A 24,505-nucleotide genomic window follows, 5' to 3' on the forward strand; every position below is an offset into this window, starting at 1 on the left:
GCGCTCCGCCTTGAAAGTGTCAGCCGAAGACAATCACATTGCGTTTGGCTGAACCAGTCTTGGTGTCGGCAATCGCCTCGTTTATCTGGTCCAGACGCCAGCGGCCCGAGATCAGCTCATCCAGTTTCAACCTGCCCTGCTGGTAGAGGTCCACCATCCAGGGGATATCGCGCTGGATCACCACATCGCCCATTTTGGAGCCGATCAGCCCCTGGCCAACAGCTGCCAGAACCACCGGTTCATAAGCAGCCTTGGCGCCTGAATGCGGCATCCCGATCAGCACCGCCTTGCCGCCGCGCGCCAGGTAGCGGGGGCCTGGTCATAGGCCGGGATGGCGCCAACGGTGATCAGCACCGCATCAGCGCCGCGGCCGCCAAGCGCCTTGTATGCGGCCTTCCATGGCTTTTCTTCGGTGGCGAGCACCCCGTGGGTGGCGCCGAACTCCTTGGCGATCTCCAGTTTCCCGGGGCTCATGTCCACTGCAACGATGCGGCGGGCGCCGGCAATGCGGGCGCCCTGGATGGCGTTGAGGCCGACGCCGCCGGCACCGATCACCACCACATCCTGGCCCGCACGCAGCTGCGCCGCATTGACCACTGCGCCCACGCCGGTGATCACCCCGCAGGAAACCAGCGCCGCGGCGTCCTTACCCATGTCTTCCGGGATTTTCACGATCTGGCGCTGGTCCACCACAACCTTCTCGGCAAAGGCGCCGCAAGCCATGGCCTGGTCCAGCGGCTTGCCGTCCGCGGTTTTCAGCGGGCCGCGCAGGGTGTCATGCGGCGTTTCGCAGATCACCGGCCTGCCGCCAGCGCAGGAGGGGCAGGTGCCGCAGCTGCGGATCAGGGTCACCACAACAGAGTCGCCCCCGGTAAACCCCTGCACACCGGTGCCGACTGCGGTGATCACCCCTGCGGCCTCATGCCCGTAAACTGCGGGCAGATGCCCGCCCCAGGCGCCCTCGGCATAAGAAATGTCGCTGTGGCAGATGGCAACCGCGTCCAGCGTGACCTCGACCTCGCCCATTCCAGGCGGCGCCAGCTGCACCTCCTCGATCACCAGAGGAGCGCCGAATTCATGGCAGACGGCGGCTTTGATGGTTTGCATGTTCTTTCTCCCCGTTTTCAGGCAGCGTGGCGCGGTGGGCACCCGGCAAGCAAGCTGGAATGCGGCAGCAGCCCGGCAGAGCGGCGCTTTTACGCGACGGAAGTTTTGCTGCGCAGGAACACTGCGCAGCCGATCGCCATCATCAGCAGCGCCAGCAGGAACGGCGCGCCAGGCAGGTAGAGGCCGGCGCCTTCGCCGGTGAAGCGGGCAAACACCGCCGTCATCATCAGCGGTGACAGGATCATCGCCAGCGCATTGACGGCGGTCACTACGCCTTGCAGTTCACCCTGCTGGTTGTCCTCAACCGCCTGTGCCATCATTCCTTGCAGCGCGGGCTGGACAACTGCCCCCAGGGCCGAGACCGGGATCAGCAGCAATGCAAGGGTGCCGCTGGAAATAAAGGCGAGAATGCCGAGGGCAATAAACTCAAACAGCTGCCCCCAGATCACCGTCCGCCGCTCGCCGAACCAGATCACTGTATAGCGCAGCAGCCAGCCCTGCACCAAAGCCATCGAGATACCGTAGACCGCCAGCGACAGGCCGATCACCTGCGGCTGCCACCCGAAACGTTCCAGCGTGAAATAGGCCCAGATCGCAGGGTAGACATAGATCGCAACAGAATAGAGGAAATAGACCCACAGCAGCGGTTTGACGCCCGGAATGCGCCCGACTGCGCGGAAGGCACCAAACGGGTTGGCGCGGCGCCAATCAAAGGGGCGGCGGTTCTTGTCCTGCACCGTTTCGCCCATCACAAACCATCCGAGGGTGAAATTTGCCAGCACCAGAACCGCGGCGGCATAAAACGGCGCCCGCGTGCCCAACTCGCCCAGCAGCCCGCCCATCAGCGGCCCCAGCACAAACCCGGCACCAAAGGCCGCACCCAGCAGGCCGAAATTGGCGGCCTTTTTCTCCGGCGGCGAAATGTCGGCGATATAGGCGCCCGCTGTCGAATGCGTCGCGGCGGTGATCCCGCCCAGAATGCGGCCCAGAAGCAGCAGCCACATAGTGCCGGCAAGGGCCATGATCAGATAGTCCAGCGCCATCGCAAACAGCGACACCAGCAGCACCGGCCTGCGCCCCACCGCGTCGGACAGGCTGCCGAGGATCGGGCTGAACAGAAACTGCATCACTGCAAAGACAGTGCTGAGCACACCGCCCCAAACTGCTGCCTGCGCCAGCGAACCGCCCTGCACCCCGGTGATCAGGCCAGGCATCACCGGCATGATCAGCCCAATGCCCATGGCATCGATCATCACGGTCGCCAGGACAAAGATGAGGGACAGGCGGCTATGGTGTTCAGCCCTGCCGCATTCGTCCATTTTTGCCGGCAGCACAGGCAATTATGCTCTCCTTAGCGGGTTCTATTCGCCGCCCGGTTTTTCTGTCTTCTTGGCAAATTGCAAGGCTTCCCACGGGGCCCGGCCCATCTGCTGTGCCGGATCAAACAGGGCTGCCGCGTCCAGTTCCGGGTACGCCCGCGCTACCAGCTCCTGCAGCGGCGTTTGTGTGGACTGCGCTTCCTGGCACAGCATCTTGACCGCCGCCTGCGCATCAGGCCGCGGCATCTTTGCGGCGAGGGCAAAACTCAATGCCTCGGCGTGGATCATGCCCAGCCCGTCCGACAACGCGGATGCCATGGCCGCCGCATTCGGCGCGAGGCCGGCGCTGAGCGCCCGTCCGGTCTTTGCGGCACTGGCTGCACCCAGCACGATTTGGGGCAGGCACATCCATTCGGTGAACCAGGCCGCCCCGTCACGCTGATGCTGCTGGATTGAAGCGCCTTGCAGGACGGAAAGCAGACCGCTGCCCTGCCGCGCCAGCGCCGCCAGAACCGAAGGCGCCACCGGGTTCTGTTTCTGCGGCATGGTTGAGGACGCGCCGGCTCCACCCAGCGAAATCTCCCCGATACCGCTTTGCACCAGTGCAATGCAGTCTTCGCCTAGCTTGCCGAATGCCAGCGTCACGCGCACCAGCCAGTCCGCAATCCGCAGGACCGGGGTGCGGTTGGTGTGCCAGCTGTGTCCGGGATCGCCCAGCCCCAGCCCATTGGCCATGGCCGCGCGTACCTCGGCTGCTTGCGGCCCCAATGCAGATGAGGTTCCCGCAGCGCCCGACAAGGACACCAGCAGGCAGGAGCGGCGCAAGCCGGGCAGTTCCTCCAGCAACCCCAGCAGCGGCGCACCCCAGCCCGCCGCCACCGCACCGAAGCTGGTCGGGGTGGCGTGCTGGCCATAGGTGCGGGCGGCCATCGGCAGCTCTGCATGTGTTTTGGACAATGTGCCAAGCGTTTTTACTGCTGCGGTCAAATCCGTTTCTATCAGCGCCAGCACCTGGCGCAGCCGCAGCATCAGCGCGCTGTCCATGATGTCCTGCGAGGTGGCGCCCCAATGCACATACTGCGCGTGCTCTGGCGCTTTCATTTCTTCCCGGAACGCTGCGACCAGCCCTGGCACCGGCACGCCGTTCTGCCCTGTGGGCCGCTTCAAAACACCGGGATCAATGGCGATTTCCACCACGGCCCGGCTGATTGCGGCGGCGCTCTCCTGCGGGATCACTCCGGACGCGCCCTGCGCCTTGGCCAGCGCGCCTTCCACCAGCAGCATGGCGCGCACCTCTGCGCTGTCAGAGAACAGGCGGCTGGCCTCGCCGCTGCCGAAGAGATTACCGTAGACTTGGCTGTCAAAGACGGAACCTGCCATCAGAAGTCCTTTGCGATTTGCCCGATCAGATCGGCGAGCCCGTTGGGGTCCGCAAAGAAGGGCGAATGGGATGTTTTCATGTCATAGACCCGCTGCGGCGGCAGCTGCGCTGCCATTTGCGCCTGGTATTCCGGAGGGATCACCCGATCGCCTGAGCAGCGGATATAGGCCTTGGGCACGCTTTCGAACCGTTCAGACAGCTGGATCGCTGTGTCCTGAGGCCGGATCGGCTGAAGGCAGAGGTTTTGCAGAGCAAAGCGAACAGCCTCCGCCGGGCAATCGTGATAAAATAAGTCCGGCGCGGTTTCGGGCAGGAAAGTGTAGCCAGTGCCGGTCTGGTTCTTGGCGGCCGTGCCCGTCAGCGTTTGCCGTGGCCCGGCCTTGCGCATACCGATCAAGGACATGCCGTTGACAGGGATGTAGGCGCAAAGATAGATCAATCCACGCAGGTTTTCAGGTGCTGCCTCAGCCGCGGCGGAAATGGGAAAACCGCCCCAGGAATGCCCCAGCACGAGGGTGTCCGGAGTGGAGGCTGCTGCGATGACCTCAGCCGTTTCTGCCAGCGTGACGCCTGCCGGATCCCGGCCATCGCCATGACCGGGCAGAGTGATTGCACGGGCGCTGTGGCCGCTGGCTTCCAGTGCCGGGATCACATCGCGCCAGCACCAGGCGCCATGGCAGGAACCATGGATCAGAAGAACCTCAGCCAATGTGCCCGGTCTCCTGCAGAAAAGCGGTCAGGCGCGCTGCGTATTCTTCAGGTTGCTCAACGCAAGGGATATGACCTGCGCGGCGGATCAGGTGGAACCGGCTGCCGGGGATAAGATCGACCGTCTCGCGCACCAGATCGGGCGGGGTGGCACCGTCCTCCGATCCCGCGATGCCCAGGCAGGGAAGCCGCAGACCGCTGGTGGGTGTATAGAAATCAGTGCCCGCAATTGCCGCGCAGCAGCCGGCATAGCCATCGCGGGACTGTTGAACCAGCATGTTGTGCCAAAGCTGCAGTTGAGGCGACGCGCGATAGCCGCGGGAAAACCAGCGCTCCATCACGCTATCGGCCAGTGCCCCGATACCCTGCGCTTGCACCATCTGCACGCGGTCCTTCCACATCTCGGCGGTGCCGATCTTGGCCGCAGTGTTCGACAGCACCAGCGCCCGGATCTGGTCCAGCCGCTTCATTGCCAGCCCTTGTGCAATCATGCCGCCGATTGACAGCCCAACAAAGACGCAATCGCGTACCTCCAGAAGATCCAGCAACCTTTCCGCATCGCGCACCAGCGCGCCCATCGAATAGGGGGCAGGCGGGCAGGACGACAGCCCATGGCCGCGCTTGTCATAACGGATAACGCGCAGGCCCGCGGGCAGCCGCTCTACCACCGCATCCCAGACCCTCAGGTCCGTGCCCAGCGAATTGGCAAAAACGATGGGGCGCCATCCGCATTTCCGTCAATGCGGTAGTGAAGCTGGACATCGCCCAGGTCTGCGATCTGCATGAAATGCCTCATTTCTGTTCCGCCGCAGTCTACCTGCGCCTGGGCGGCGAGGTAAACCAACCGCCTGCCGCAGGCGGTGGAATTTTCTTGAGGAAGAAAATTGGCCGGGAAAATCGGATTTTTCCGGCCCCCCTCAGCTGCGCAACTCCATATGGGCCATGATCTGCCCGTGATCGGAAGCGAGTTTGTTGTAAGGCGCCTCCGGATGGCTGCCGTCGGTCAGATGATCGTTGAAGACACTGTAGTACTGCATCTCCCCCAGTGCGCCGTTCCAGGCAGGGTCGAAATGGCGGGACATGTAGATCTGGTCGATGCTTTCATGCACGCCGCCAAAGGCGGTGGTGTAGACCACATCACGCAAGCTCTTCTTCAGAAACATCTTCTCGGCCGAGCGCAACCGCACCCGATCGATTGCTTCGCGGATCTGCCTGTCTTCTTCTTCGCTATAGCGGTCGCCGCCGTGCCGGGCGTCATGGCGCAGCATCCAGGCGTAGTTCCTGAATGGTGCTTCGCCCGAGATGATTTCGCTGCTGACCGCGTGTTCGCCGTCATTGAAATCCCCCAGCACCATGACCGGGCGGCCTTGTTCCAGCTCGTCCAGCACCGCACGGCGCAGCACCCAGGCTTCTCCCATCCGCCGCAACGCTGCGCGCAAGGCCCCCAGGGCACGGCCCGCGGCGTCATAAGCTGTCAGCACGGATTCCGGGGCGTAATCCGCCCCTTGCGGCGTGATGTATTCACCCAGCTTCGATTTCAAATGGCAGTTGAAGACGGTGATAACCTGATCGCCAACCGGCACGCGCACTTTCAGAACCGGGCGCGACAGGCGGCGCAGGGTATAGAACCCAGCGTCGTCATCTTCGCCCAGGCAAGCCATCGGAATGTCCAGCGGCTGAGCCAGCTCCTGGATCACCTCTGCTTCGCCTTCGAAGCCGAACCGCGACAGCACCGCAAGACCCGGGCGCCGCTTTCCAGGCTCGCCCGTGTCATTGACATTCGGAGCGAATGCCAGCGCAGCCTCAGCATAAGACCCATAGGCCAGCTTCTGAAAAATCGCCTTGCGGTGATAGCGCTTGGAGGGGGCGGGGATGCTGGCTGCATTCGCCTCTGCCCCGCGCCGGTCCGCTTCGGCAATCACCTGGCGCAGCGGGGCCTCTTCAAAGATCTCTTGAAACCCAACGATATCCGCATTCAGTGTCAGCAGCTGGTCGGCCATCCAATCTGCTTTCCACGCATATTCCTCGGGCGTGTAGCTTTGGAAACGGTAGTATTCCCGCTCGGGTCCGATCAGATTTTTGACGTTGAACGAGGCGATGGTGAAACGTGTCATGAACGGCCCCCTTGGCTGCCGGACGGATTGCCGTGCGGTCAGAGTTCAAGCATAACGCGCCAGCGCCTCCTGGAACAGCGTTGCATCCACATTGCCGCCAGTGGCGACTGCAATCACGGCCTCGCCGCCGATCTTGCCAGGGTGGAACAGGGCCGCCGCCAGCGACGCAGCCCCACCGGGTTCCAGAACGATCTTCAGCCGCAAAAAGGCCAGCGCCATTGCCCGCAGCGCCTCTTCTTCGGTGATGACCAGGCCCGGCCCGCACAGGCGGCTGAGGATGGGAAAGGTGATCTCACCCGGCTGCGGTGTCAGGATCGCGTCGCAGATGGAGCCTGATTGGCTGGGGTTCTGCCGGATTTCACCAGCGGCCAGCGAGCGGGTCACGTCGTCGAACCCTTCCGGCTCCACCGGGCGCACCCGCAGGCCTGGCGCGTGTGCCTCCAGCGCCAAAGCGATCCCCGACGACAATCCGCCGCCGCCGCAGTTGACCAGAACATCCGCTCTGGTGACGCCTTCGCCAGCTGCCTGCTCTGCAATCTCCAACCCGCAGGTGCCTTGACCGGCAATTACCAGCGGTTCGTCATAGGGTTTGATCAGAGCCAGCCCGCGTTCTCCGGCCTGCCGGGCGCCAACGGTTTCGCGGCTTTCCCCGCCGGCGCGGTCGTACAGCACAACCTCGGCTCCCAGATCACGGGTGTTCCGGATCTTCAGCTGCGGCGCATCAGCGGGCATCACGATCACAGCAGGCGCATTGTGCGCTTTGGCTGCCGCAGCCACGCCTTGCGCATGGTTGCCGCTGGAATAGGCAAGCACGCCCCGCGCGCGGGCCTCTTCCGGCAGCGCCGAGACCGCCGACCAGCCGCCGCGGAACTTGAAGGATCCGGTGTGCTGCAGGCATTCCGCCTTCACAAACAGACGCCGTCCGGCGATTTCGTCCAGAAACGGCGAAGACAGCAGCGGCGTGACGCGGGCATGGCCTTTCAGCCGCGCTGCCGCAGCTTCGATCATGGCGATTGAGGTCATTTGATTTGGTCCAGTACAGCATGGATGAGGGCAAGCGCCTCTGGCTCGTCCAGAAAGGGCACATGGCCGCGGTTCGGAATTTCCACGGCTTGCAGTGCAGGCAGGCGGCGCTGCATTTCCACATAGGTTCCGGCGCTCAAAATGTCCGAATTTGCGCCGCGGATGATTCCGCAGGGCAGCCCGTCCAGGGTCATGAAGAGAGGCCAGAGATCCGGGGGAGGGCCAGCCGCCGCTTGTGCCAGCAGCGCGTCCCGCAGACGCGGATCATAGCGCAAGCTGAGCCCGCCGGCATCTTCGTCATAGAATGCCTCGGCCTCCTCGCGCCAGCGTGCAGCCGGAACACCGGGAAAGGCCGGCGCCATCAGGGCAGAAAGTGCTTCTGCAGCCTGTGCATGTGTCTTTGCAGCCGGGCGCCTGCCAACGTAGTCCATGATCCGGGAAATGCCATCTGCGGGGATCTCGGGGCCGACATCATTCAGGATTACCGCTACGAGCCTGTCTTTGGCGATGGCGGCCAATGTCATCGCCACCAGGCCGCCGCGCGAGGTGCCCAGAATGGCAGCGCGGCCCAATTCCAAATGATCCATCAGCTCCAGCACATCCTGTGCCTCGCGCAAAACATTGTAGGTCATGAAGTCCGGATCATGATCCGACTGCCCCCGTCCGCGGGCGTCCAGGGTGATCATCCGGCAGCCTGCGGCATGCGGCGCGAAATAGCGGAAATCGCGGCCGTCCCGGGTCAGGCCAGCCAAGCACAGCAGCGGTACACCCTCCCCGGCATCGGAGTAATGCAGCTGCAACCCGTCTGAGGTCTCAAAAAACGGCATGTGTGAACGTTTATTCCTTGGCCAGATCGGGAATTGTGGTGAGGTCCGGAAGGATATGCGCCGGCTTCCAAGGCAGCCTGTCAACAGGCTCGCCCGCCCGGTTGACCCAGGCGGTGACAAACCCGTAGCCGGATGCCCCCGCCGCGTCCCAGCCGTTGGAGGAGACAAACAGCACCTCCTCGCGGGCGCAATTGAACCGGGCGCCAACCATATCGTAGACGCGGGCGTCGGGCTTGAAGATGCCGACGCTCTCCACCGACAGCACGCCGTCCAGCACATTGCCCAGCCCGGCTGATTGTACTGCACCATCCAGCATGGCAGGGGATCCATTGGACAGGATTGCGGTGTTCATGCCGGCGGACTTCAGCGTGTTCAGCATTGCGGGCACTTCCGGATAGGCCTGCAGCTGCCAGTAAAGATCAAGCAGCCGCTGGCGCAAGGCGGCATCTGCTGCCAGCCCGGCCGCCTCCATCGCCCAATCAAGCCCGTTCTGCGTCACATCCCAGAAATCGGCATGGGCATTGGTGATCGCCCGCAGCCAGGTGTATTGCAACTGCTTCAGCCGCCAGTTGTTGGCCAGCTCCGCCCAACTGTCCTGCAGATGCGGAAATTCCGGCTCGCTGGCGGCCTGCCGCGCCGCAGCGGTCACATCGAACAAGGTCCCGTAGGCGTCAAAGATACAAGTTGTAATTGGCATGGGGCGCTCCCTTTGCTGAAGCGTTGCACGAAGCCCCGGGCGGGCAAAGCGTGAAATTGTATCCATACGGGTTTACATCACATTCGCGGACGCTAGGCTGCGCTCCTTTATCAACCCGCAACCGATTGGAGGTCATATGACCGGGGTAAAGAACGGCGACACCGTGCGCATCCACTACACAGGCAAGCTGACGGATGGCACCGTTTTCGACAGTTCCGAGGGCCGTGATCCGCTGGAATTCACCGTCGGTGCGGGGCATGTGATCGCGGGCATGGATGCGGGGCTTGAGGGCATGTCCGTGGGGGAGAGCAAGACGCTGGAAATCCCCTGCGCCGAAGGATACGGCCCGATCAACCCCGCCGCACGCCAGGAGATCCCCGCGAAGGCATCCCCGAGGATATCCCGCTGGAACTGGGTACTCAGCTGCAGATGCAAAGCCCGGACGGCCAAGTGCTGCCGGTGACCGTGGTCGAGGTCGGCGACGAGACAGTCACTCTGGATGCCAACCATTTCCTGGCGGGCAAAGATCTGGTTTTCGATATCGCGCTGGTCTCGGTATCCTGATGTCTGGCCTGCGGGCAGGCGGTACTCCCGCGCCCGCAGGTCTTCCGGCTGTGCCGGAAAACACCTGGCGGCCTTGGGCGTGGCACTGCGCCACGCGCAGTGCCACGCCCAACGGAAGCGGGCTTTGCCAAAAGTCCGGCGACGGGCGGGAGTGCGCCGGGTAAAAGGCAGGCGAACGCATTGCAAAGCCCCGGCGTCCTGAAACCACTGGTGAATAAGAAAAAAGGCGCCTCCCGGGGCGCCTTTCCAGATGTCAGCGGCTTCTGGCTGCTTACAGATAATCCTGCTGCGGCATTCCCAGCACGTGGAAGCCGCCATCGACCCGGATGACTTCACCGGTCGTGCAAGAGCCTGCATCAGACGCAAGGTATACTGCGGTTCCGCCTACCGCCTCCAGCGTGGCGTTGTCACGCATTGGCGCATTCTGGGCTGTGTGCTTGAAGGTCTTGCGCGCGCCGCCGATGGCAGCACCGGCGAGTGTCTTCATCGGACCGGGCGAAATTGCATTCACCCGGATGCCCTCGGGGCCCAGGTCATTGGCCAGGTAGCGGGTCGCCGATTCCAGCGCTGCCTTGGCCACGCCCATCACATTGTAGTTCGGCACCACCTGGTTTGATCCCTGATAGGTCAGCGTCAGCAGGGTGCCGCCGTTTTCCTTCATCAGCGGATGTGCCCGGCGCGCCACTTCGATGAAGGAATAGGCCGAGATATCCAGGGAGTTCTTAAAGTTTGCCCGGCTGGTGTCCAAGAACCGCCCGGTCAGTTCGGATTTGTCCGAATAGGCAATCGCATGGACCACGAAATCGATCGACGGCCAGCGGCTGCCAAGCTGTTCGAACGCCGTATCAAGCGAGGCGTCGTCGGTCACATCCACGTCGACCATAAAGTCCGAGCCGACGCTCTGTGCCAGCGGCTCCAGCCGCTTGCCAAAGGCTTCGCCCTGATAGGTAAAGGCCAGCTCGGCACCGGCTTCGGCCATGGCCTTGGCAATGCCCCAGGCGATGGAGCGGTCATTGGCAACGCCCATAATCAGGCCGCGTTTGCCGGTCAGCAGTCCCGCCATCGTCACTTATTCCTTGTATTTGCTCAGAACCATCGAGCCATTGGTGCCGCCAAAGCCGAAGCTGTTGGTCATCACCGAATCGAGGCCTGCGTTTTCCACCAGTGCGGTGGCAATCTCGCCCGGCTGAATGCCTTCGGCGAGGGTATCAACATTGATCGACGGCGTGATGAAATCATTGTCCAGCATCAACAGGCAGAAGATCGCCTCTAGCGCGCCGGCAGCGCCCTGGGCGTGGCCGGTCATCGACTTGGTCGAGGAGATCGGCGGTACCTGGCCTTCGCCGAATACACGGCGCGCGGCCTCGACTTCGCCGACGTCGCCGACCGGGGTCGAGGTGCCATGCGCATTGATATAGTCCACCTTACGGCCTTCAGGCAGGGTCGACAGCGCTAGCCGCATCGCCCGCTCGCCGCCTTCACCGGAGGGGGCCACCATGTCGTGGCCGTCAGAAGTGGCGGCAAAACCGGTCACTTCGGCGTAAATTTTTGCACCGCGGGCCAGCGCGTGGTCGAGGTCTTCCAGCACCACAATGCCGCCGCCGCCGGAGATCACGAACCCGTCGCGGTCCTGGTCAAAAGCCCGGCTGGCCGCGGTGGGGTCGTCGTTCTTCTTCGAAGACATTGCGCCCATAGCGTCGAACAAGCAGCTAAGGGTCCAGTCCAGCTCCTCGCCGCCGCCGGCAAACATCACGTCCTGTTTGCCCATCATGATCTGCTCGGACGCATTGCCGATGCAATGCAGCGAGGTCGAGCAGGCCGAGGTGATCGAATAGTTGACGCCCTTGATCTTGAACGCCGTTGCCAGGTTGGCGGAAATGGTCGAGGACATGCATTTTGGCACGGCGAAGGGGCCGATGCGCTTGGTGGCGCCTGTTTTGGCGACCACCTGATGCGCTGCCAGCATGGCCGAGGTCGACGGGCCGCCGGAGCCTGCCACCAGACCTGTACGCTCGTTCACCACCTGATCTTCCGAGAGACCTGCATCGGCAATTGCCTGGCTCATCGCGATATGGGCGTATGCCGCACCTGGCCCCATGAACCGCAGGGTGCGCTTGTCCACATGCTGGGCAGTGTCGATTTTCAGCGTGCCGGCCACCTGGCTGCGAAAGCCGTGCTCAGCCATCTCGGGGCTGGCTTCGATGCCGGACTTACCGGCTTTCAGCGCGGCGGTGACCTCTTCAGCATTGTTCCCGATGGAGGAGACAATCCCCAAACCGGTGACGACGACGCGACGCATAGGCGTACTCCTTGGATTCGATCAAACGGATAGAGGTCAGCTTTCGTCTGCCAGCCCGACCTTCATGTCCTTGACTTGATAGATTTCTTCACCATCCGCCAGCACACGGCCATTGGCAACGCCAAGCTTGAGCTTGCGGTCAATGACACGGGTGAAATCCACGAAATAGGTGAGCATTTTGCGGTCGGGTTTGACCATGCCTTTCAGCTTGACCTCGCCAACGCCCATGGCCATGCCCTTGCCGGTCATGCCGCGCCAGCCCAGATTAAAGCCGGTCAGCTGCCACAGCCCGTCCAGGCCCAGGCAGCCGGGCATGATCGGGTTGCCAGGAAAATGGCAGTCGAAGAACCACAGGTCCGGGGTGATGTCGAATTCCGCAACAACATGGCCTTTGCCGAACTCGCCGCCATCCGCACTGATGTCTGTAATGCGGTCCATCATCAGCATCGGCGGTGCCGGCAGCTGGGCGTTGCCCGGCCCAAACAGCTCGCCCCGCGCGCATTTCAGCAATTCGTCCTTGTCAAAGCTGCTCGGGTAATCGGCCATTCGGGCGCATCTCCTGCCTGGGGTCTGGTCTATAAGTATATCTGGTTTCCTGTAACACCCGGCCAAAGGGTCCTGCAAGGGGACCCCGCGTCACTTCCTGCGCTGAATGTGCCACACGCACACAAGAAACACCTGCCTAGCTGCGAATGAATTTCATTTGAAAAACCCTGGGTGTTGCACCTATATATACGGTCAGCAACGCGATGCAGGATCTGCTCATGACGCCAAACAGCGAAGACACGGCCACCCGCTGGCTGACAGAGGCCGGGCTAAGACCCACCCGGCAGCGGGTAGCGCTTGCCGAATTGCTGGTCGGCGACGGCAAACACCGCCATATCACCGCCGAAAGCCTGTTCGAGTCGGCCAAGAAGAAAGGCGCCGCCGTATCGCTGGCCACCGTCTATAATACTCTGCGCGCCTTTTGCGACGCCGGCGTGCTGCAAGAGATCCCGCTGGACGGCTCCAAAAGCTATTTTGACACCAACACCCATGATCATCCGCATTTCTTCTGGGAGGATGAAGGCCGCGTCAGCGACGCGCCCGCACAGGAACTGGTGATTCACAAACTGCCGGAAGCCCCTGACGGGATGGAGATCGCCTCAGTCGATGTGGTGATCCGCCTGCGCAAGGTCTGACCTGCCGGCACTTAGCACTGTGCGCAGAATGTCACGCGCCTTAAAGGCCGGCGAAGCATCCGGCAATTGCGTATGCGCCGCCAGAATCACCGGCTCTTCTGCGGTCTGGTCCGTGATCCGAACAGCGCACAATGGCTTGCCATCGTAACTCATCCCGCCAGGCGGCAGGCTGTAGCTGATGCCGACACCCTCGCCATTGGCGGCCAGGCTGCGCAGCAATTCCAGCGAATCCGCCCGGTGGGCAATCCGCGGCACCAGCCCCTGCGCCTTGAACAGTCCCAGCATGTGCTGCACAGATAAGCCTTCCTGTGACAGTACCAGCGGATGCAGCACCACCTCTGCCAGGGTAAGGCCGCTGCGCGTTGCCAGCGGATGTTCAGGCGGCACCAGCGCGTGGGGTGAAAACCGGTCCAGTTCCGCCCGGCTGAACCCGGCATCCAAACCCAGGTCATAGGTGATGGCCAGATCCGCCTCGCCTTCGGTCAGCGCATTGATCAATGGGTCTAACTCGCAGGCACGGTGGCGGACCTCCACCTCTGGCAGCGCTTGGCGCAGAGCCTTCAGCGCCGGTGCCAGCAGGAACGGCGCAAGGTCTGAGAAACAGGCCAGCATTAGCCCTCTTTGCCCGGCACCGGACCCCTTCGGGTCTTCCAGCCGCCGGGCATGATCCAGCAGTTCCTGCGCCTGTGCCGCGAAGTCCCGGCCCTGCGGTGTCAATGTCAGTGCCGTTCCGCGGCGGCGCAGGAACAATGAATAACCAAGGTGGTCTTCGATCCGGCTGAGGGCTGCAGACAGGGCAGGCTGGCTTACATGCACCGCCTCGGCCGCTGCGGACAGGCTGCCATGCTGCACTACGGCGCAGATATATTCGTAATGGCGTAACGTAAGGTATAACATGAAGTTAAATGTATAATAGAAAGATATGATTTGAAACTATGTCCGTTGACCGGCAGGAATGACGAAACAGAATTGCATCATTCAGCAGCGGAGGCCGCCATGGTCCACCCCCTTATCACCTCTGAACACATCGAACAGTTTCAGCGCGACGGCGTTGTCCTTATCCGCGGGTTGTTTGCCGAACAGGTTGAGCTGCTGCGCGCCGGGGTGGCCGCCAATATGGAAAACCCTGGGCCATATGCGTCCAATAACGAAAAGGCCGGCCAGACCGGGCGCTTCTTTGACGACTACTGCAACTGGACCCGCATCCCCGAGTTCCAGCAGGCGATCGAACAATCGCCAGCGGCCGAAGTCGCCGCTGACCTGATGCAATCCCAGTCAGTGCAAATGTTCCACGATCATGTTCTGGTCAAGGAACCGGGCACATCAATGCCGACCCCGTGGCATCAGGACGGGCCATACTATTTTGTCGAGGGGCAGCAGACCATCAGCTTCTGGTCGCCGCTGGATGAGGTGAAGGACGCCGCATTGCGCTGCGTCGCAGGCTCCCACAAATGGGAAAAGGAAGTGCTGCCGACCCGCTGGGTCTCCGAGGAGGATTTCTTTGCGGACGAAGGGCAGTATATGGCTGTTCCTGATCCTGACGCCGAAGGCATGACCGTGGTGGAATACCCGATGCAACCGGGTGATGCGATCGCCTTTAACTACAAGACGCTGCACGGATCCCGCGGCAACACCTCAACTGCGCGCCGCCGTGCGTTTTCGCTGCGGCTGGTGGGCGATGATGCACGCTATGTTGAGCGTCCCGGCCCCACATCGCCGCCCTTCCCGGGGCATGAAATGCAGCCCGGCCAGCGGCTGCGCGAGGATTGGTTTCCGGTCCTGCTGCAGCGGTAACAGGGGAGGGGGCTTTGCCCCCTCAGGCCTGGCGGCCTTCACCCCCAGGGTATTTTTGACCAGAAAGAAGCAGAAGCGGGCAGCCTTGGCCGCACGGTTATTTTTTCAGATCACGGCGGATGCCCATGTTTTCGGCGTTGGAAAACGAACAGGTTTTGCAGATGCCGAACTGTTTGAGAAAGCCGCGCTTGCGGGCGCGGGCGGCCTCGTCCGAACGGTAAGCGGCGAGGAAGCCGTCCTGCTCGACATTGGGCAGCTGGATCACCTGGTCATAGTCGATACAGCACAGGCCCAGATCGCCGTTCCAGAACACCACCGACTGAAACAGCGGCACCGTGCACATCGCATGGCTGGTGTGGCGCGGGTGGCGGCGCAGCTCTTTCTGACGCGGCAGGAAATGCGCAAACTCGCGTTTCTGGTCGGCGGAGGTATAGGAGCCGATCGAGAATGTCTTGAACCGCACCCGGTCAAAACCTGCGTTGCGCGCCCAGGTCTCCATTTCGTCCATCTGCGGTTCGGAATAGCTGGTCAGCAGTGTCTGCAGCACTGTGACCGGGGTTTTGAAGCCCAGGTCCTTTTTGATGTTCAGGAACTCTTCAATGCTGACCTTGACCTTATCAAAGTCGGAATTGACCCGGTAAGTTTCCTGAGCCTCCTTTGAAAAACCGTCCATGCACAGATTTACGCGGGCAAGTCCCGAGCGGATCAGCCGTTCACTCATATCCGGAGTGAGGCGGGTGGCATTGGTCGACAGATAGGTGTCATGGCCGTTTTCATGGGCGTAGGCGATGAAATCGGGCAGGTCTTTGTGCAGGGTCGGCTCACCCGAGAAGCTGAAATAGATCGCAGGCTTTTCCCGCTGGTCCTTGAAATCGTCGATGATCTTGCGGAACACGTTCGGTTTCATCATGCCGCGTTTGCGCTGCATGGCAAAGGTGACCGGGCACACCGGGCAACGCAGGTTGCAGCTGTTGGTGGCGTCGATGATGATGATCTTTGGAGGGCGGCGGAAGTACGCCAGTGGCAGCAGCCGGGCCAGCACATGCAGTGCCCGTTCATGCAGTGCCGGCGGTTTGGCGGGCAGGTCCGGCTGCGCTGTTTCCGGCTTCAGGTCCGGAACGGGGGCTAGATCTTTCATGCGTTGGCCTCAGTATGCTGCGTACGGGATCCACCTTAAGGTCCGGGAGAGGCGAGGCAAGCCTTTGCGGGGTCACATCGCGTGAGCATTACGTGAGCGGCCAAGCAGCAAAGTGCACCCGGCCTGTTCGGAGACGAAGCCCGCAGACAGCAATTAAAAGCTGCATTGTGTGGAAACGGAAATTCTACACTGCGGTCACCGCCGGTTTTGGACGGAATTGCTGCCTTCAATTGGTGTCAGCTGTGCGCCGCAAAGGGCAGCAATATGCTGAATGACAAGCGACGGCTGGCGGTTGCAGGCCCAGCAATGCGGCCACACCTCGGCAGAAAAGGCATCTGTGGCTGATCCAAGATAGCGTCCGGGAGCCGATCCCGGCGCCTGCCAATAACACCGGCAGCGATTGATCAGATACACCGAAGACGCCATGTGCACCGGTTGCGGCCTATGCCAGCCTGCGCCGGAACTTTCGGATTGACCTTGAGCCTCGGGATCCGGCCCTCCGGCGGGGCTGGCTGGAGCGGCAGCCTTCCGGGGCTTATTTCGAGAAACTCATAGGCAGGTTAAGGCTGATTTGATTGATCTGCAGCTTTTTCGGCGCTGATGGGAACTTGCCGGCCCGGGCGACGGCTTGCAGGGCTGCCTGATCAAAGGCTGCGACACCTGAGGATCTGGCAATCCGGTGGCTCAGCAGCTGGCCTGACCGGGAGACGGTAAGACGCACCACAACCTGGCCTTTGCCGCTGGTGCCGGCGGGGTAGCGTTTGCGCCGTTCCACACGGGCGCGGATCTTGGCGCCCCAGATACTGCGCAGCTTGGCCCGGCGGCCGGACTCTGCCGTTGCCGCCTGTGCTCCGCCGGATTGCCCGGCCTGAGCGCCGCCGCCCGATCCGGCGGCCCGCTGTTCAGCCCGGCCGGCCGAGGCCTGTTCGGATTTACGGGCCTGCTGCGGTTGCGGTTCAGGCGCGGGTTTAGGCTGCGGTTCCGGCTTTGGCTCTGGTTTCTGCGGTTTTGGCGGTGACGGCGACGCAGTGTCGATTTGCAGATTTTCCGTTCTTGCAGGCGTGGGTATTGCAATCTGTGCTGCAGCCCGCGGTGCCTGGTCAAGTGCCAGCTGCGGCAGGGAAGGGACGTTGGCCGGCGGCAACGGTTCAACGCTTTGGGCTGCGATCTGCGGGGAAGTCTGCGGCGGCTTCTCCCAGGCCTCGGCCATTTCCGCTACAGCTTCAGGCGCCGCCTGGATTGACACCATCGCCGTGCCGCCCGCGCCGCTGGATTGCGCGCCGGAACCGGGCACGCGGGCAAACAGCGCCACATGGATCAACACGGCAAGGCAGGCAAAAACGGTGAATTCAGCGGCACGTTTCATGGCTGGCGGACCACCAGTTCGGCCTGGCTGAAGCCTGCTGCCGCCAGCTGGCGCAGGAGGCGGGCCAGGGCCGTTGCCTCCAGCCGGGCGTCGGCGCGCAATTGCAGAACCGGGGTGCCGCCGCTGACTGCAGCCAGCCGTGCGAGGGCTTCGCCGCCTTCGGCCCCATCGAAATGCATCCTGCCTTCGGCATTGATGTACAGCACAGGCCCGGCTCCGGGATCTGCCTCGATTGCTGCGTCCGGCGGCGTTACCTCAAACGGATCAGGCTGCGCCAGGCGCGAGGTCATCAGGAAAAAGATCAGCAGCAGGAACACCACATTGATCATCGGTACGATGGATTCGGTCCGCGGACGGCGGGGCGCCTCTGTCAGGTCCATGCGCGGTTCCTTATTCCACCAGCACAAAGTTGCTGTAGCCCGCCTGCCGCAGCAGCCCGGTCACATCGGTGATACGCTGCAAGTCGGCGCCGTCGCGGCCGCGCAGGATCAGCATATCGGTGGGTTTTCCCATTAGCGGTGCCAGTGCCTGGGTCAGGTTGCTGTCTGCCACCGGCACGCCATTCACATCCAGATTTCCCGCACCGATTCCGACCAGCCGCGGCGGCCCCGAGTAGCTGCCGCCCTGGGCCGCCAGTGGCAGCTGCAGCACCGCATCGGTGCCAAAGCGCGACGCCAGCATGAAGAACACCAGAAGCAGAAACACCACGTCGATCATGGGCGTCAGGCTTGGCTTGCGCCGCGGTTTCAGGGTTTCGGTGAACTCCATGGCTCTACTCGGCCGCCAGTTTCATCGGCTGCGGGTCATGGGCGATAAAGATACGGGCGGCACTGTCCTCAAGGTCACGGCGGATGCGGGTGATCACCGCTTCAAACCAGGTCAGCGCGGCAGAGGCGGGGATCGCCACTGCCATACCAGCGGCAGTGGTCAGCAACGCCTCCCAGATGCCGCCCGCCAGCAGCGCAGGGTCAGCCTTGGAGCCGGCCGCTTGCAACGCCTGAAAGGCTGCAATCATGCCCAGAACGGTGCCCAGCAGGCCCAGAAGCGGGGCGATGGTGGCAATCAGCTCCAGCGCGCCAAGACCGGTGGCCACGCTGGCAAGGTGCAGTTTGGCCACCCTGGCGGTTTCCTCGCGGGCGCGGTCCTCGGGCAGGGCAGCGGCGGCGGTCAGCGCTGCGCTGACGACTTTGGACCGCACCCCGATCCGGTTTTTGACGATCGCTTGGGCCGCGGTGCGGTCCCCGCGTTCAAACGCTTGCACGGCCTGTCCTGCCTTGCCGCGCGACCAGGCGCCGATCAGCGCCAGGCGCCAGATCTTCCACAGAATCAGGGCCATTGTGATCACCGACAAGACGGTGATCGCCCAGATTGAAGGGCCGCCATCGCGCAGAAATATCAAGGCCTTGGATGAAGCGTCACGTGCCGCCTGTGTCAATTCATCCTGACTGGCGGGCGGGACTGATGGGGGCATCGGGCCGGCCTTGGGTGCTGTCACCGGGTTCCCGCTCCCCTCGGGCACTTCAGGTCCCGGCGCGCTGGCTGGAAGTTGAGTCACAGAGGCCACGGGTGCGTCCAATGCAATCTCCGGCACCGGCGCGGCAGGGGTTTCCTGGGCTGCCGCCCAGGCCGCGGTCAGCATCAAAAATGCTGCCAGCGCTGCAGGGATACGAATGGTCATGTCTGGCTCCAATTTGCTGCGGTGTAATTGGTTTTAGGATCTGCCCGTTCTGGCTTGAGCGCTGCGCGCGGGTGCTGGGTTTCGGCCTTATCACAGGCAAACAAAAAGGGAGTACCCAGAGTATTGCCCCCGCTCCGCCAGCATTCCGCTGACATCCCGGCTGAGCCACGTGAATTTGATGCTGTCATCACACCGGCCTGCATGTTGCCTCGAAACAGTGGTAAGCGGCCCAAGAGATCGGCGGCGGTCAGCAGCTGGGCGCCGATCACGGCAGACAACAGCATCACCCAGCGCATACCCGCGCCGCACAGCAGCATAATGGCAATTCCGCCCGCCCAGGCCAGGGGGCGCTGGCGCCTTCCCACTCGGGGTGCTCCCGCGGATGACGGATACCCGGCTCCCGGTCCGGGTGATGACAGTCTCGGTGCGTCCGGAAGTTCCTGTGGCGGCGCCATGCGTGTGCAGCATCTCCTGCCAGGGCGTGCCATAGGAGCCGAACTCAGCCCGGGGGGCGTCTCCCATCGCACCATGGCCCCAAGGCCACACGCCGGAGCAATCGTTGCCATGCCAATTGAGAAAATTGATTGGCGTCTGGCCCGGGGCCGGCAGAAAACTATGCCCGAAAAAGCTGACAGAGACGATGCGCTCGGGTTTGGCAGGCACGGCGGCCAAACCGGACAGGTGTTGTATTTCTACCGGAAACGTATCTGTTGCCGCGGGCAGAGCGGTGGCCAGCAGCATGGCCGCCGCCTGTACCGTCATTCCAGTTGTTCGGCGCAGCAGGCCACAGCAGATCGGCTGCGCGGGATTGGCACCCGGAGGTTTCAGCCACAGCCTCAGCGTCACAACATCTCTCCAGCCGGCTGCCTCAGGAGGTTCCGAAGGCCATGTTCTTTGGGGATGGCTGGACTGACGGCGGGAAAAACCGCCCACGTCTTGCTGAACTCGCGCCCGTATGGCGCGCGGGAATCCGTAAGAAATCCTAGTGGTTTTGTCAAGAATGTTTCGCATGCCAGCAGGCAGGGCACGGTTTCAAGCTGGTGTTCGAGGAATGCCAACACCATTTTGCCATCGGCTTTATCCACCGGCTGTGCCGTCGCGACTTTGCTGGTACGATCAATGGCCGCAAAGAGATGGAGCTTTCAGCCATTTCGCAACCGTCTTCGGGGTAATGCCAAGCTCCCGGCTCAGCTCTGCGATCGAAGCCTGCGTATCCCGGGACATTGCTGTGCAACACCCCGCCGGGTGACAGGGTGCGGCGCTGCCATCACGACGTCTGTCCCATAGTGTTTCCGTCCACTCCTACGCAAGGATCACACCATCAAACTGCGGGATCATATAGCCGGGGCGCAATGGGCGCCCCGGCTGCGGATTTATTCGCCGGGAACTGCCTGAAGCTCCGGCTCATCATGGTGGTGATGCTCTTTGACCGGGCGCATCAGCAGGTTGGCAAAGAAGGCCACCGCCAGCAGCGCCGCCATGCAATACATGGTGGTATTGTAGAGGCCGGGGTCGGATCCAGAGTGCCGGCCGGGGCGATCTCCATCAGTTTGGCGATGGTCACGGTTTTGGCCGCAACCAGCTGATCCAGCTGCGCCACGGGGGCGCCGAACTTGGCCGCAAAGGCAGCCGGGTCGACTTTGGCTGCCAGATCCTGAACCGCGCTGGTCACCGACATCTGCCGCAGCGAGGTGATGGCCAGCGGTCCAAGGACCCCTGCGGTCGACCAGGCTGTCAGCAGCCGGCCGTGGATGCCGCCCACATGCATGGTGCCGAACATGTCGGCCAGATAGGCCGGGATGGTGGCAAAACCGCCGCCATACATCGAGAATATCAGCATTGTCGCCAGGTAGAAGCCCGCCAGATAGATCAGCGACGGATTGGCTGCAGCGGCAGAGGCGAAATAGGGGATCGACAGATACAGCGCGGTGCCCAGAATGAAAAAGAACATGTAGGTGGCTTTGCGTCCGATATAGTCTGACGCAGAGGCCCAGAAAAACCGCCCGACCATGTTGAACACGGAAATCATCAGCACATAGGTTGATGCAAAGGCGGCAGTCGCCACCAGCGGCATCACCGAGCCGAAGATCTCGGACATCATGGTCTTGGCGACGCCGATCACGCCGATGCCGGCGGTCACGTTGAAGCACAGCATTACCCACAGCTGCCAGAATTGCGGTGTCTTCAGCGCCTGGTCGATATGCACGTCGTTCTGTGTCACCAGCCCCGAGGCGGCGGGTTTCGGTGTCCAGCCTTCCGGCGTCCAATCCTTGGCAGGCACCCGGTACTGGAAGGCGGCCAGGATCATCACCACGAAATAGACGATGCCAAGCGTCATGAAGGTCTGCGCAGCGCCGGTGCTGCCGGTGCCTACCGCATAGGCGCCGGCTTCGCCGCCAAAGGCAGCTGCCTGGGTGGCGCTGGCAAGCACCACTTCGACCTGTCCCTGGGCTGTCTGGGCAAACACCCGGCCGTTCTCGACCACCGTCTGCAGTGTGTCCTGGGTGCCAAGATAGGTGGGCGCGGTCTGGTACAGGCTCAGCAGCCAGCCTTTGACCGGTGCGGCGATCATCGCGCCGCCGCCAAAGCCCATGATGGCCATGCCGGTGGCCATTCCGCGGCGGTCGGGGAACCAGCGGATCAGCGTCGAGACCGGCGAGACATAGCCCAGACCAAGCCCGCAGCCGCCGAGCACGCCGTAGCCGAGATAGACCAGCCACAGCTGGTGGCTGGATATGCCGAAAGAGCCGACAATGAAACCGCCGCCCCAGAGCAGCGCGGCCACCACGCCGACCATGCGGGGGCCGACCTCTTCCAGCCATTTGCCGGCAAAAGCTGCGGCCAGGCCCAGGCAGACGATGGCCACCGAGAAGATCCAGACCACCGAAGCCAGGCTCCAGTCGTCGGCGCTGGAGGCGATCACCCCCAGTTCGCGGGTCAGCGGCGGATTGAAGACCGACCAGGCATAGACCGAGCCGATGCAGAGGTGTATGGCGATGGATGCCGGCGGCACGCGCCAGCGGTTAAAGCCGGGTCCGGCGGTGATGTGGGCCTTGTGCAGGATCCCCAGCCCGCCGGGTGATCGGTTGCTCATGTGTTGTCCTCCCTTGTGCTGTTCCGGCTGCTGCAACCTCCTATTGCGGCGGTCCGGAATGGCGTTCGGCAATGTGCCGTGGCTTGACAAAGGCGGAGGATTGCCACAGCTGTCAATTAAATAATTTAGTAATAACAACAGCTTATCGTGACACTTTGTCTGCCGGGGTAAGGGCCGCGGGGCGGTGCCGGGACATTTTGTCCGCACCTGTACAGCGGTGGCGCCGAAATTTGCGCCAAATTGTCCGGATCAGGCAACAGCCGGGCAGGGCAGAAAAATCTCGAAGCGGCTGCCTTGTCCGGGCTCCGACTGGACAGTGATCCGCCCGCCTGCGCGACTCACCAGCTGGTGGCTGATCGACAGGCCCAGCCCGGTGCCCTGCGCCTGTTTAGTGGTAAAGAACGGATCAAAGATGCGGTTCTGCAGCTCGGGCGGAATACCGGTGCCGGTGTCTGTGGCGGTCAGCAGCACGCCCTCCGGGGCATCTTCAGCGGTCAGAGTCAGGCGGCCGCCGGCGGGCATGGCCTGCACTGCGTTGAGGATCAGATTGACCAGCACCTGCTGCAGTTCTGTGCGCGACATCCGCACCTCGCGGGTGCTGGTCAGACGGGTCTCGGCCTCGACCGAACAGGCGTCGAGCTGATGGCGGGTCAGCACCAGGCAGTCCGACAGCACTTCGGCCGGGGAGATCAGCCCGGAGGCGCCAGAGTATTCTTCCGGGCGGGCGAATTGCAGCAGTTTCGAGACGATCACGCCGATCCTGTAGACCTGATCGTCGATGAGGCGGAATTCTTCCTCGACCGGGGCGGCGTGTTCGCCCAGCACCGAGCGGGCGAGGTCGAGATTGCCCTGGATCACCGCCACCGGGTTGTTGATCTCATGCGCGACGGAGGCAGTGATTTCACCAACCGCGGCAAGCTTTTCAGAGACAATCAAACGTTCGGTGGTCTGTTCCAGCCGCCGGTTTGCCTCGCGCAGGTCGGCCGTGCGTTCTCCGACCTTGGCTTCAAGGCTTTCGCCCCAGTGCCGCAATTGGCGGTCGCGCTCCTGAACCTGGTCCAGTAGGCTGTCGAAATGGGCGGCCACGCGGGCAATCTCACCGCTGGCAGCCTGCGGGCGGTTGCGCGCGGTGAAGTCGCCCTGTTCGACACGGGCGATGGTCTGGTTCATGCCCTCAAGGGGCGGAAAATACGCCCGGCCCACCGCAGAAAGATCGGCACCGACAAGGCAGCGATCAGCAGGAAAGCCCCCCCAGCGCCAGCACCGAGCTGCGCTTGGCCTGGCGGAACGGGGTTTCCAGAAAGCCGACATAAAGCATCCCGGCCCGGCTGCCGCGGCTGTCGAGGATCGGTTCATAGGCGGAGATGTACCAGTCATTCACCACAAAGGCGCGGTCGAGCCAGATGTCGCCACGCCCCAGTACCTGGCCGCGCACCTCGGCCGAGACCCGGGTGCCGAGGGCACGCACGTTTTCGAACAGCCGCACATTGGTGGAGATCCGCACGTCTTCGAGAAACAGCGTGGCGGTGCCCTGACTGCCTTCCGGCAGGCTTTGCTCGCGATAGACCAACGCGTTGATAGTGTCGATGAAACCGAGATTGCGGTTCAGCAGCCGCCCGCCGGCCAAAAGCGCAGGACGGCCATCCGGCAGGGTGACCGGGGCGGCCGAGTGAATGATCATGCCGCGGGTTTCGGCGCTGCGGCTGGTGGGCACCGCAGCTTCGGTTGCGACCAGCGGGATGGCGGCGCGGGCGGCAAGGCCGGGGACCAGCGTATCAAGCTGGGCGGCGTTCAGAATGTCGACGGCGCTTTGCCATCGCCCGGCCAAGGCACCGCTCAGAACCGGCCAGTCGGTGGGGGTAAACCCGGGCTGGCCGCCGGGGCCTGTAAGATACAGGAAATCAAGGCCGAGCCGGGCCTTTTCCTGCGCCAGGAAATCCGCGGTACTGCCCGCCGTCAGCGCGCTGCGGAGGCGGACCGATTGCGCCACCGCGTCCAGCTGCTCGCCCGAGGTGGCGGTCAGCCGAGCCAGATACTGGTCGGCAATGGTGAGATCGCCGGTCACCTTGCTGATCAGCAACCCGTCGATTTTGTCCGACCAGCGCCAGGTGGTGAAACCCAGCAGCAGCGGCATCAGCACCAGCATCGGCATCAGGGCAATCACCAGCAGCCGGACCCGGACCGATTGCAGCAGCGGGCGCAGGCGGTTCATGGG

The 24,505-nt window shown here is 62.9% G+C and carries 22 protein-coding genes and 3 pseudogenes; 3 read left to right on the top strand and 22 right to left on the bottom strand.

Annotation, left to right across the window (positions count from 1 at the left end):
* Window positions 1-19: 19 nt before the first annotated feature.
* The 9 genes and pseudogenes from ETW23_RS02710 to ETW23_RS02750 all read right to left on the bottom strand — a co-directional run bounded on the left by ETW23_RS02710 (window position 20) and on the right by ETW23_RS02750 (window position 9,176).
* A pseudogene (locus tag ETW23_RS02710) lies at window positions 20-1,107 on the bottom strand (Zn-dependent alcohol dehydrogenase).
* Between the two features lie 89 nt (window positions 1,108-1,196).
* Entirely contained in the window at window positions 1,197-2,426 is a 1,230-nt protein-coding gene (locus tag ETW23_RS02715) for a TCR/Tet family MFS transporter (RefSeq protein ID WP_134831240.1), read from the bottom strand.
* 42 nt (window positions 2,427-2,468) lie between these two features.
* The gene (locus ETW23_RS02720; protein ID WP_134829042.1) at window positions 2,469-3,806 is read right to left on the bottom strand and encodes an adenylosuccinate lyase family protein; all 1,338 of its coding nucleotides are present in this window, start codon (window positions 3,804-3,806) and stop codon (window positions 2,469-2,471) included.
* Window positions 3,806-4,516: an alpha/beta fold hydrolase gene (locus ETW23_RS02725; protein ID WP_134829043.1), complete on the bottom strand. Its 711-nt coding sequence runs from the start codon at window positions 4,514-4,516 to the stop codon at window positions 3,806-3,808. The genes ETW23_RS02720 and ETW23_RS02725 overlap by 1 nt, the downstream gene beginning before the upstream one ends.
* Window positions 4,509-5,299: pseudogene (gene pcaD, locus ETW23_RS02730) on the bottom strand (3-oxoadipate enol-lactonase). Before pcaD ends, ETW23_RS02725 begins: the two are co-directional and overlap by 8 nt.
* Window positions 5,300-5,432: 133 nt before the next feature.
* The gene (locus tag ETW23_RS02735) at window positions 5,433-6,629 is read right to left on the bottom strand and encodes an endonuclease/exonuclease/phosphatase family protein (RefSeq protein ID WP_134829044.1); all 1,197 of its coding nucleotides are present in this window, start codon (window positions 6,627-6,629) and stop codon (window positions 5,433-5,435) included.
* Between the two features lie 45 nt (window positions 6,630-6,674).
* Complete coding sequence (locus ETW23_RS02740; RefSeq protein WP_134829045.1) at window positions 6,675-7,652, bottom strand: threonine/serine dehydratase; 978 nt, start codon at window positions 7,650-7,652, stop codon at window positions 6,675-6,677.
* A complete protein-coding gene (locus ETW23_RS02745) occupies window positions 7,649-8,479 on the bottom strand; it encodes an alpha/beta fold hydrolase (RefSeq protein ID WP_134829046.1) in 831 nt (276 codons plus the stop codon). Before ETW23_RS02745 ends, ETW23_RS02740 begins: the two co-directional genes overlap by 4 nt.
* A gap of 10 nt (window positions 8,480-8,489) precedes the next feature.
* A complete protein-coding gene (locus tag ETW23_RS02750) occupies window positions 8,490-9,176 on the bottom strand; it encodes a haloacid dehalogenase type II (RefSeq protein ID WP_134829047.1) in 687 nt (228 codons plus the stop codon).
* A 136-nt stretch (window positions 9,177-9,312) separates the two neighbouring features.
* Between ETW23_RS02750 and ETW23_RS02755 the strand changes: the two are divergent.
* Window positions 9,313-9,740 (top strand): annotated as a pseudogene (locus ETW23_RS02755) (peptidylprolyl isomerase).
* Between the two features lie 271 nt (window positions 9,741-10,011).
* Here ETW23_RS02755 and ETW23_RS02760 read toward each other — a convergent pair.
* Genes ETW23_RS02760 through fabA form a run of 3 tightly spaced genes read right to left on the bottom strand, consistent with a single transcriptional unit; the run spans window position 10,012 to window position 12,585 of the window.
* Entirely contained in the window at window positions 10,012-10,803 is a 792-nt protein-coding gene (locus ETW23_RS02760; protein WP_129372001.1) for an enoyl-ACP reductase, read from the bottom strand.
* A 6-nt stretch (window positions 10,804-10,809) separates the two neighbouring features.
* Window positions 10,810-12,039 (bottom strand): beta-ketoacyl-ACP synthase I, encoded by a 1,230-nt coding sequence (fabB, locus tag ETW23_RS02765; protein WP_129372000.1) that lies wholly within the window; start codon window positions 12,037-12,039, stop codon window positions 10,810-10,812.
* A gap of 36 nt (window positions 12,040-12,075) precedes the next feature.
* Window positions 12,076-12,585, bottom strand: coding sequence for a bifunctional 3-hydroxydecanoyl-ACP dehydratase/trans-2-decenoyl-ACP isomerase (gene fabA / locus ETW23_RS02770; protein WP_129371999.1), 510 nt, complete (start codon window positions 12,583-12,585; stop codon window positions 12,076-12,078).
* A gap of 218 nt (window positions 12,586-12,803) precedes the next feature.
* Between fabA and irrA the strand changes: the two genes are divergently transcribed.
* Window positions 12,804-13,220: an iron response transcriptional regulator IrrA gene (gene irrA / locus ETW23_RS02775; RefSeq protein WP_129371998.1), complete on the top strand. Its 417-nt coding sequence runs from the start codon at window positions 12,804-12,806 to the stop codon at window positions 13,218-13,220.
* Here irrA and ETW23_RS02780 read toward each other — a convergent pair.
* Complete coding sequence (locus ETW23_RS02780) at window positions 13,185-14,117, bottom strand: LysR family transcriptional regulator (protein WP_134829048.1); 933 nt, start codon at window positions 14,115-14,117, stop codon at window positions 13,185-13,187. The two genes, irrA and ETW23_RS02780, sit on opposite strands and share 36 nt — an antisense overlap.
* Window positions 14,118-14,216: 99 nt before the next feature.
* Between ETW23_RS02780 and ETW23_RS02785 the strand changes: the two genes are divergently transcribed.
* Window positions 14,217-15,014: a phytanoyl-CoA dioxygenase family protein gene (locus ETW23_RS02785; RefSeq protein WP_134829049.1), complete on the top strand. Its 798-nt coding sequence runs from the start codon at window positions 14,217-14,219 to the stop codon at window positions 15,012-15,014.
* Window positions 15,015-15,111: 97 nt separating this feature from the next.
* On the opposite strand, the gene ETW23_RS02790 is transcribed toward ETW23_RS02785, so the two are convergent.
* The 9 genes from ETW23_RS02790 to ETW23_RS26660 all read right to left on the bottom strand — a co-directional run bounded on the left by ETW23_RS02790 (window position 15,112) and on the right by ETW23_RS26660 (window position 24,502).
* Window positions 15,112-16,152, bottom strand: coding sequence for a radical SAM/SPASM domain-containing protein (locus ETW23_RS02790; RefSeq protein WP_134829050.1), 1,041 nt, complete (start codon window positions 16,150-16,152; stop codon window positions 15,112-15,114).
* 535 nt (window positions 16,153-16,687) lie between these two features.
* Window positions 16,688-17,518 (bottom strand): energy transducer TonB, encoded by an 831-nt coding sequence (locus ETW23_RS02795; protein ID WP_134829051.1) that lies wholly within the window; start codon window positions 17,516-17,518, stop codon window positions 16,688-16,690.
* Window positions 17,515-17,898: a biopolymer transporter ExbD gene (locus ETW23_RS02800; protein ID WP_129371993.1), complete on the bottom strand. Its 384-nt coding sequence runs from the start codon at window positions 17,896-17,898 to the stop codon at window positions 17,515-17,517. Before ETW23_RS02800 ends, ETW23_RS02795 begins: the two co-directional genes overlap by 4 nt.
* Window positions 17,899-17,908: 10 nt before the next feature.
* Window positions 17,909-18,286 carry a biopolymer transporter ExbD gene (locus tag ETW23_RS02805; RefSeq protein WP_129371992.1) on the bottom strand — a complete coding sequence of 126 codons (378 nt, stop codon included), beginning with the start codon at window positions 18,284-18,286 and terminating at the stop codon, window positions 17,909-17,911.
* A 4-nt stretch (window positions 18,287-18,290) separates the two neighbouring features.
* Window positions 18,291-19,196: a MotA/TolQ/ExbB proton channel family protein gene (locus ETW23_RS02810; RefSeq protein WP_134829052.1), complete on the bottom strand. Its 906-nt coding sequence runs from the start codon at window positions 19,194-19,196 to the stop codon at window positions 18,291-18,293.
* Window positions 19,193-19,492: a hypothetical protein gene (locus ETW23_RS02815; protein WP_134829053.1), complete on the bottom strand. Its 300-nt coding sequence runs from the start codon at window positions 19,490-19,492 to the stop codon at window positions 19,193-19,195. The genes ETW23_RS02810 and ETW23_RS02815 overlap by 4 nt, the downstream gene beginning before the upstream one ends.
* A 1,142-nt stretch (window positions 19,493-20,634) precedes the next feature.
* A complete protein-coding gene (locus ETW23_RS02820) occupies window positions 20,635-22,290 on the bottom strand; it encodes an OFA family MFS transporter (RefSeq protein ID WP_254695120.1) in 1,656 nt (551 codons plus the stop codon).
* Between the two features lie 249 nt (window positions 22,291-22,539).
* Complete coding sequence (locus ETW23_RS26655) at window positions 22,540-23,460, bottom strand: sensor histidine kinase (RefSeq protein WP_368075866.1); 921 nt, start codon at window positions 23,458-23,460, stop codon at window positions 22,540-22,542.
* A 64-nt stretch (window positions 23,461-23,524) separates the two neighbouring features.
* Window positions 23,525-24,502 (bottom strand): cache domain-containing protein, encoded by a 978-nt coding sequence (locus ETW23_RS26660; protein ID WP_368075867.1) that lies wholly within the window; start codon window positions 24,500-24,502, stop codon window positions 23,525-23,527.
* Window positions 24,503-24,505: the final 3 nt, after the last annotated feature.

The organism is Leisingera sp. NJS201 (assembly GCF_004535885.1).
GTDB lineage: Bacteria > Pseudomonadota > Alphaproteobacteria > Rhodobacterales > Rhodobacteraceae > Leisingera.

Bases quoted from the DNA above. Each gene is read 5' to 3' on its own strand.
- ETW23_RS02715 (WP_134831240.1), bottom strand. From the start codon at position 2,426: ATGGACGAATGCGGCAGGGCTGAACACCATAGCCGCCTGTCCCTCATC.
- ETW23_RS02720 (WP_134829042.1), bottom strand. From the start codon at position 3,806: ATGGCAGGTTCCGTCTTTGACAGCCAAGTCTACGGTAATCTCTTCGGC.
- ETW23_RS02735 (WP_134829044.1), bottom strand. From the start codon at position 6,629: ATGACACGTTTCACCATCGCCTCGTTCAACGTCAAAAATCTGATCGGA.
- ETW23_RS02740 (WP_134829045.1), bottom strand. From the start codon at position 7,652: ATGACCTCAATCGCCATGATCGAAGCTGCGGCAGCGCGGCTGAAAGGC.
- ETW23_RS02745 (WP_134829046.1), bottom strand. From the start codon at position 8,479: ATGCCGTTTTTTGAGACCTCAGACGGGTTGCAGCTGCATTACTCCGAT.
- ETW23_RS02750 (WP_134829047.1), bottom strand. From the start codon at position 9,176: ATGCCAATTACAACTTGTATCTTTGACGCCTACGGGACCTTGTTCGAT.
- ETW23_RS02760 (WP_129372001.1), bottom strand. From the start codon at position 10,803: ATGGCGGGACTGCTGACCGGCAAACGCGGCCTGATTATGGGCGTTGCC.
- fabB (WP_129372000.1), bottom strand. From the start codon at position 12,039: ATGCGTCGCGTCGTCGTCACCGGTTTGGGGATTGTCTCCTCCATCGGG.
- fabA (WP_129371999.1), bottom strand. From the start codon at position 12,585: ATGGCCGATTACCCGAGCAGCTTTGACAAGGACGAATTGCTGAAATGC.
- irrA (WP_129371998.1), top strand. From the start codon at position 12,804: ATGACGCCAAACAGCGAAGACACGGCCACCCGCTGGCTGACAGAGGCC.
- ETW23_RS02780 (WP_134829048.1), bottom strand. From the start codon at position 14,117: ATGTTATACCTTACGTTACGCCATTACGAATATATCTGCGCCGTAGTG.
- ETW23_RS02785 (WP_134829049.1), top strand. From the start codon at position 14,217: ATGGTCCACCCCCTTATCACCTCTGAACACATCGAACAGTTTCAGCGC.
- ETW23_RS02790 (WP_134829050.1), bottom strand. From the start codon at position 16,152: ATGAAAGATCTAGCCCCCGTTCCGGACCTGAAGCCGGAAACAGCGCAG.
- ETW23_RS02795 (WP_134829051.1), bottom strand. From the start codon at position 17,518: ATGAAACGTGCCGCTGAATTCACCGTTTTTGCCTGCCTTGCCGTGTTG.
- ETW23_RS02800 (WP_129371993.1), bottom strand. From the start codon at position 17,898: ATGGACCTGACAGAGGCGCCCCGCCGTCCGCGGACCGAATCCATCGTA.
- ETW23_RS02805 (WP_129371992.1), bottom strand. From the start codon at position 18,286: ATGGAGTTCACCGAAACCCTGAAACCGCGGCGCAAGCCAAGCCTGACG.
- ETW23_RS02810 (WP_134829052.1), bottom strand. From the start codon at position 19,196: ATGACCATTCGTATCCCTGCAGCGCTGGCAGCATTTTTGATGCTGACC.
- ETW23_RS02815 (WP_134829053.1), bottom strand. From the start codon at position 19,492: ATGCGCTGGGTGATGCTGTTGTCTGCCGTGATCGGCGCCCAGCTGCTG.
- ETW23_RS02820 (WP_254695120.1), bottom strand. From the start codon at position 22,290: ATGAGCAACCGATCACCCGGCGGGCTGGGGATCCTGCACAAGGCCCAC.
- ETW23_RS26655 (WP_368075866.1), bottom strand. From the start codon at position 23,460: ATGAACCAGACCATCGCCCGTGTCGAACAGGGCGACTTCACCGCGCGC.
- ETW23_RS26660 (WP_368075867.1), bottom strand. From the start codon at position 24,502: ATGAACCGCCTGCGCCCGCTGCTGCAATCGGTCCGGGTCCGGCTGCTG.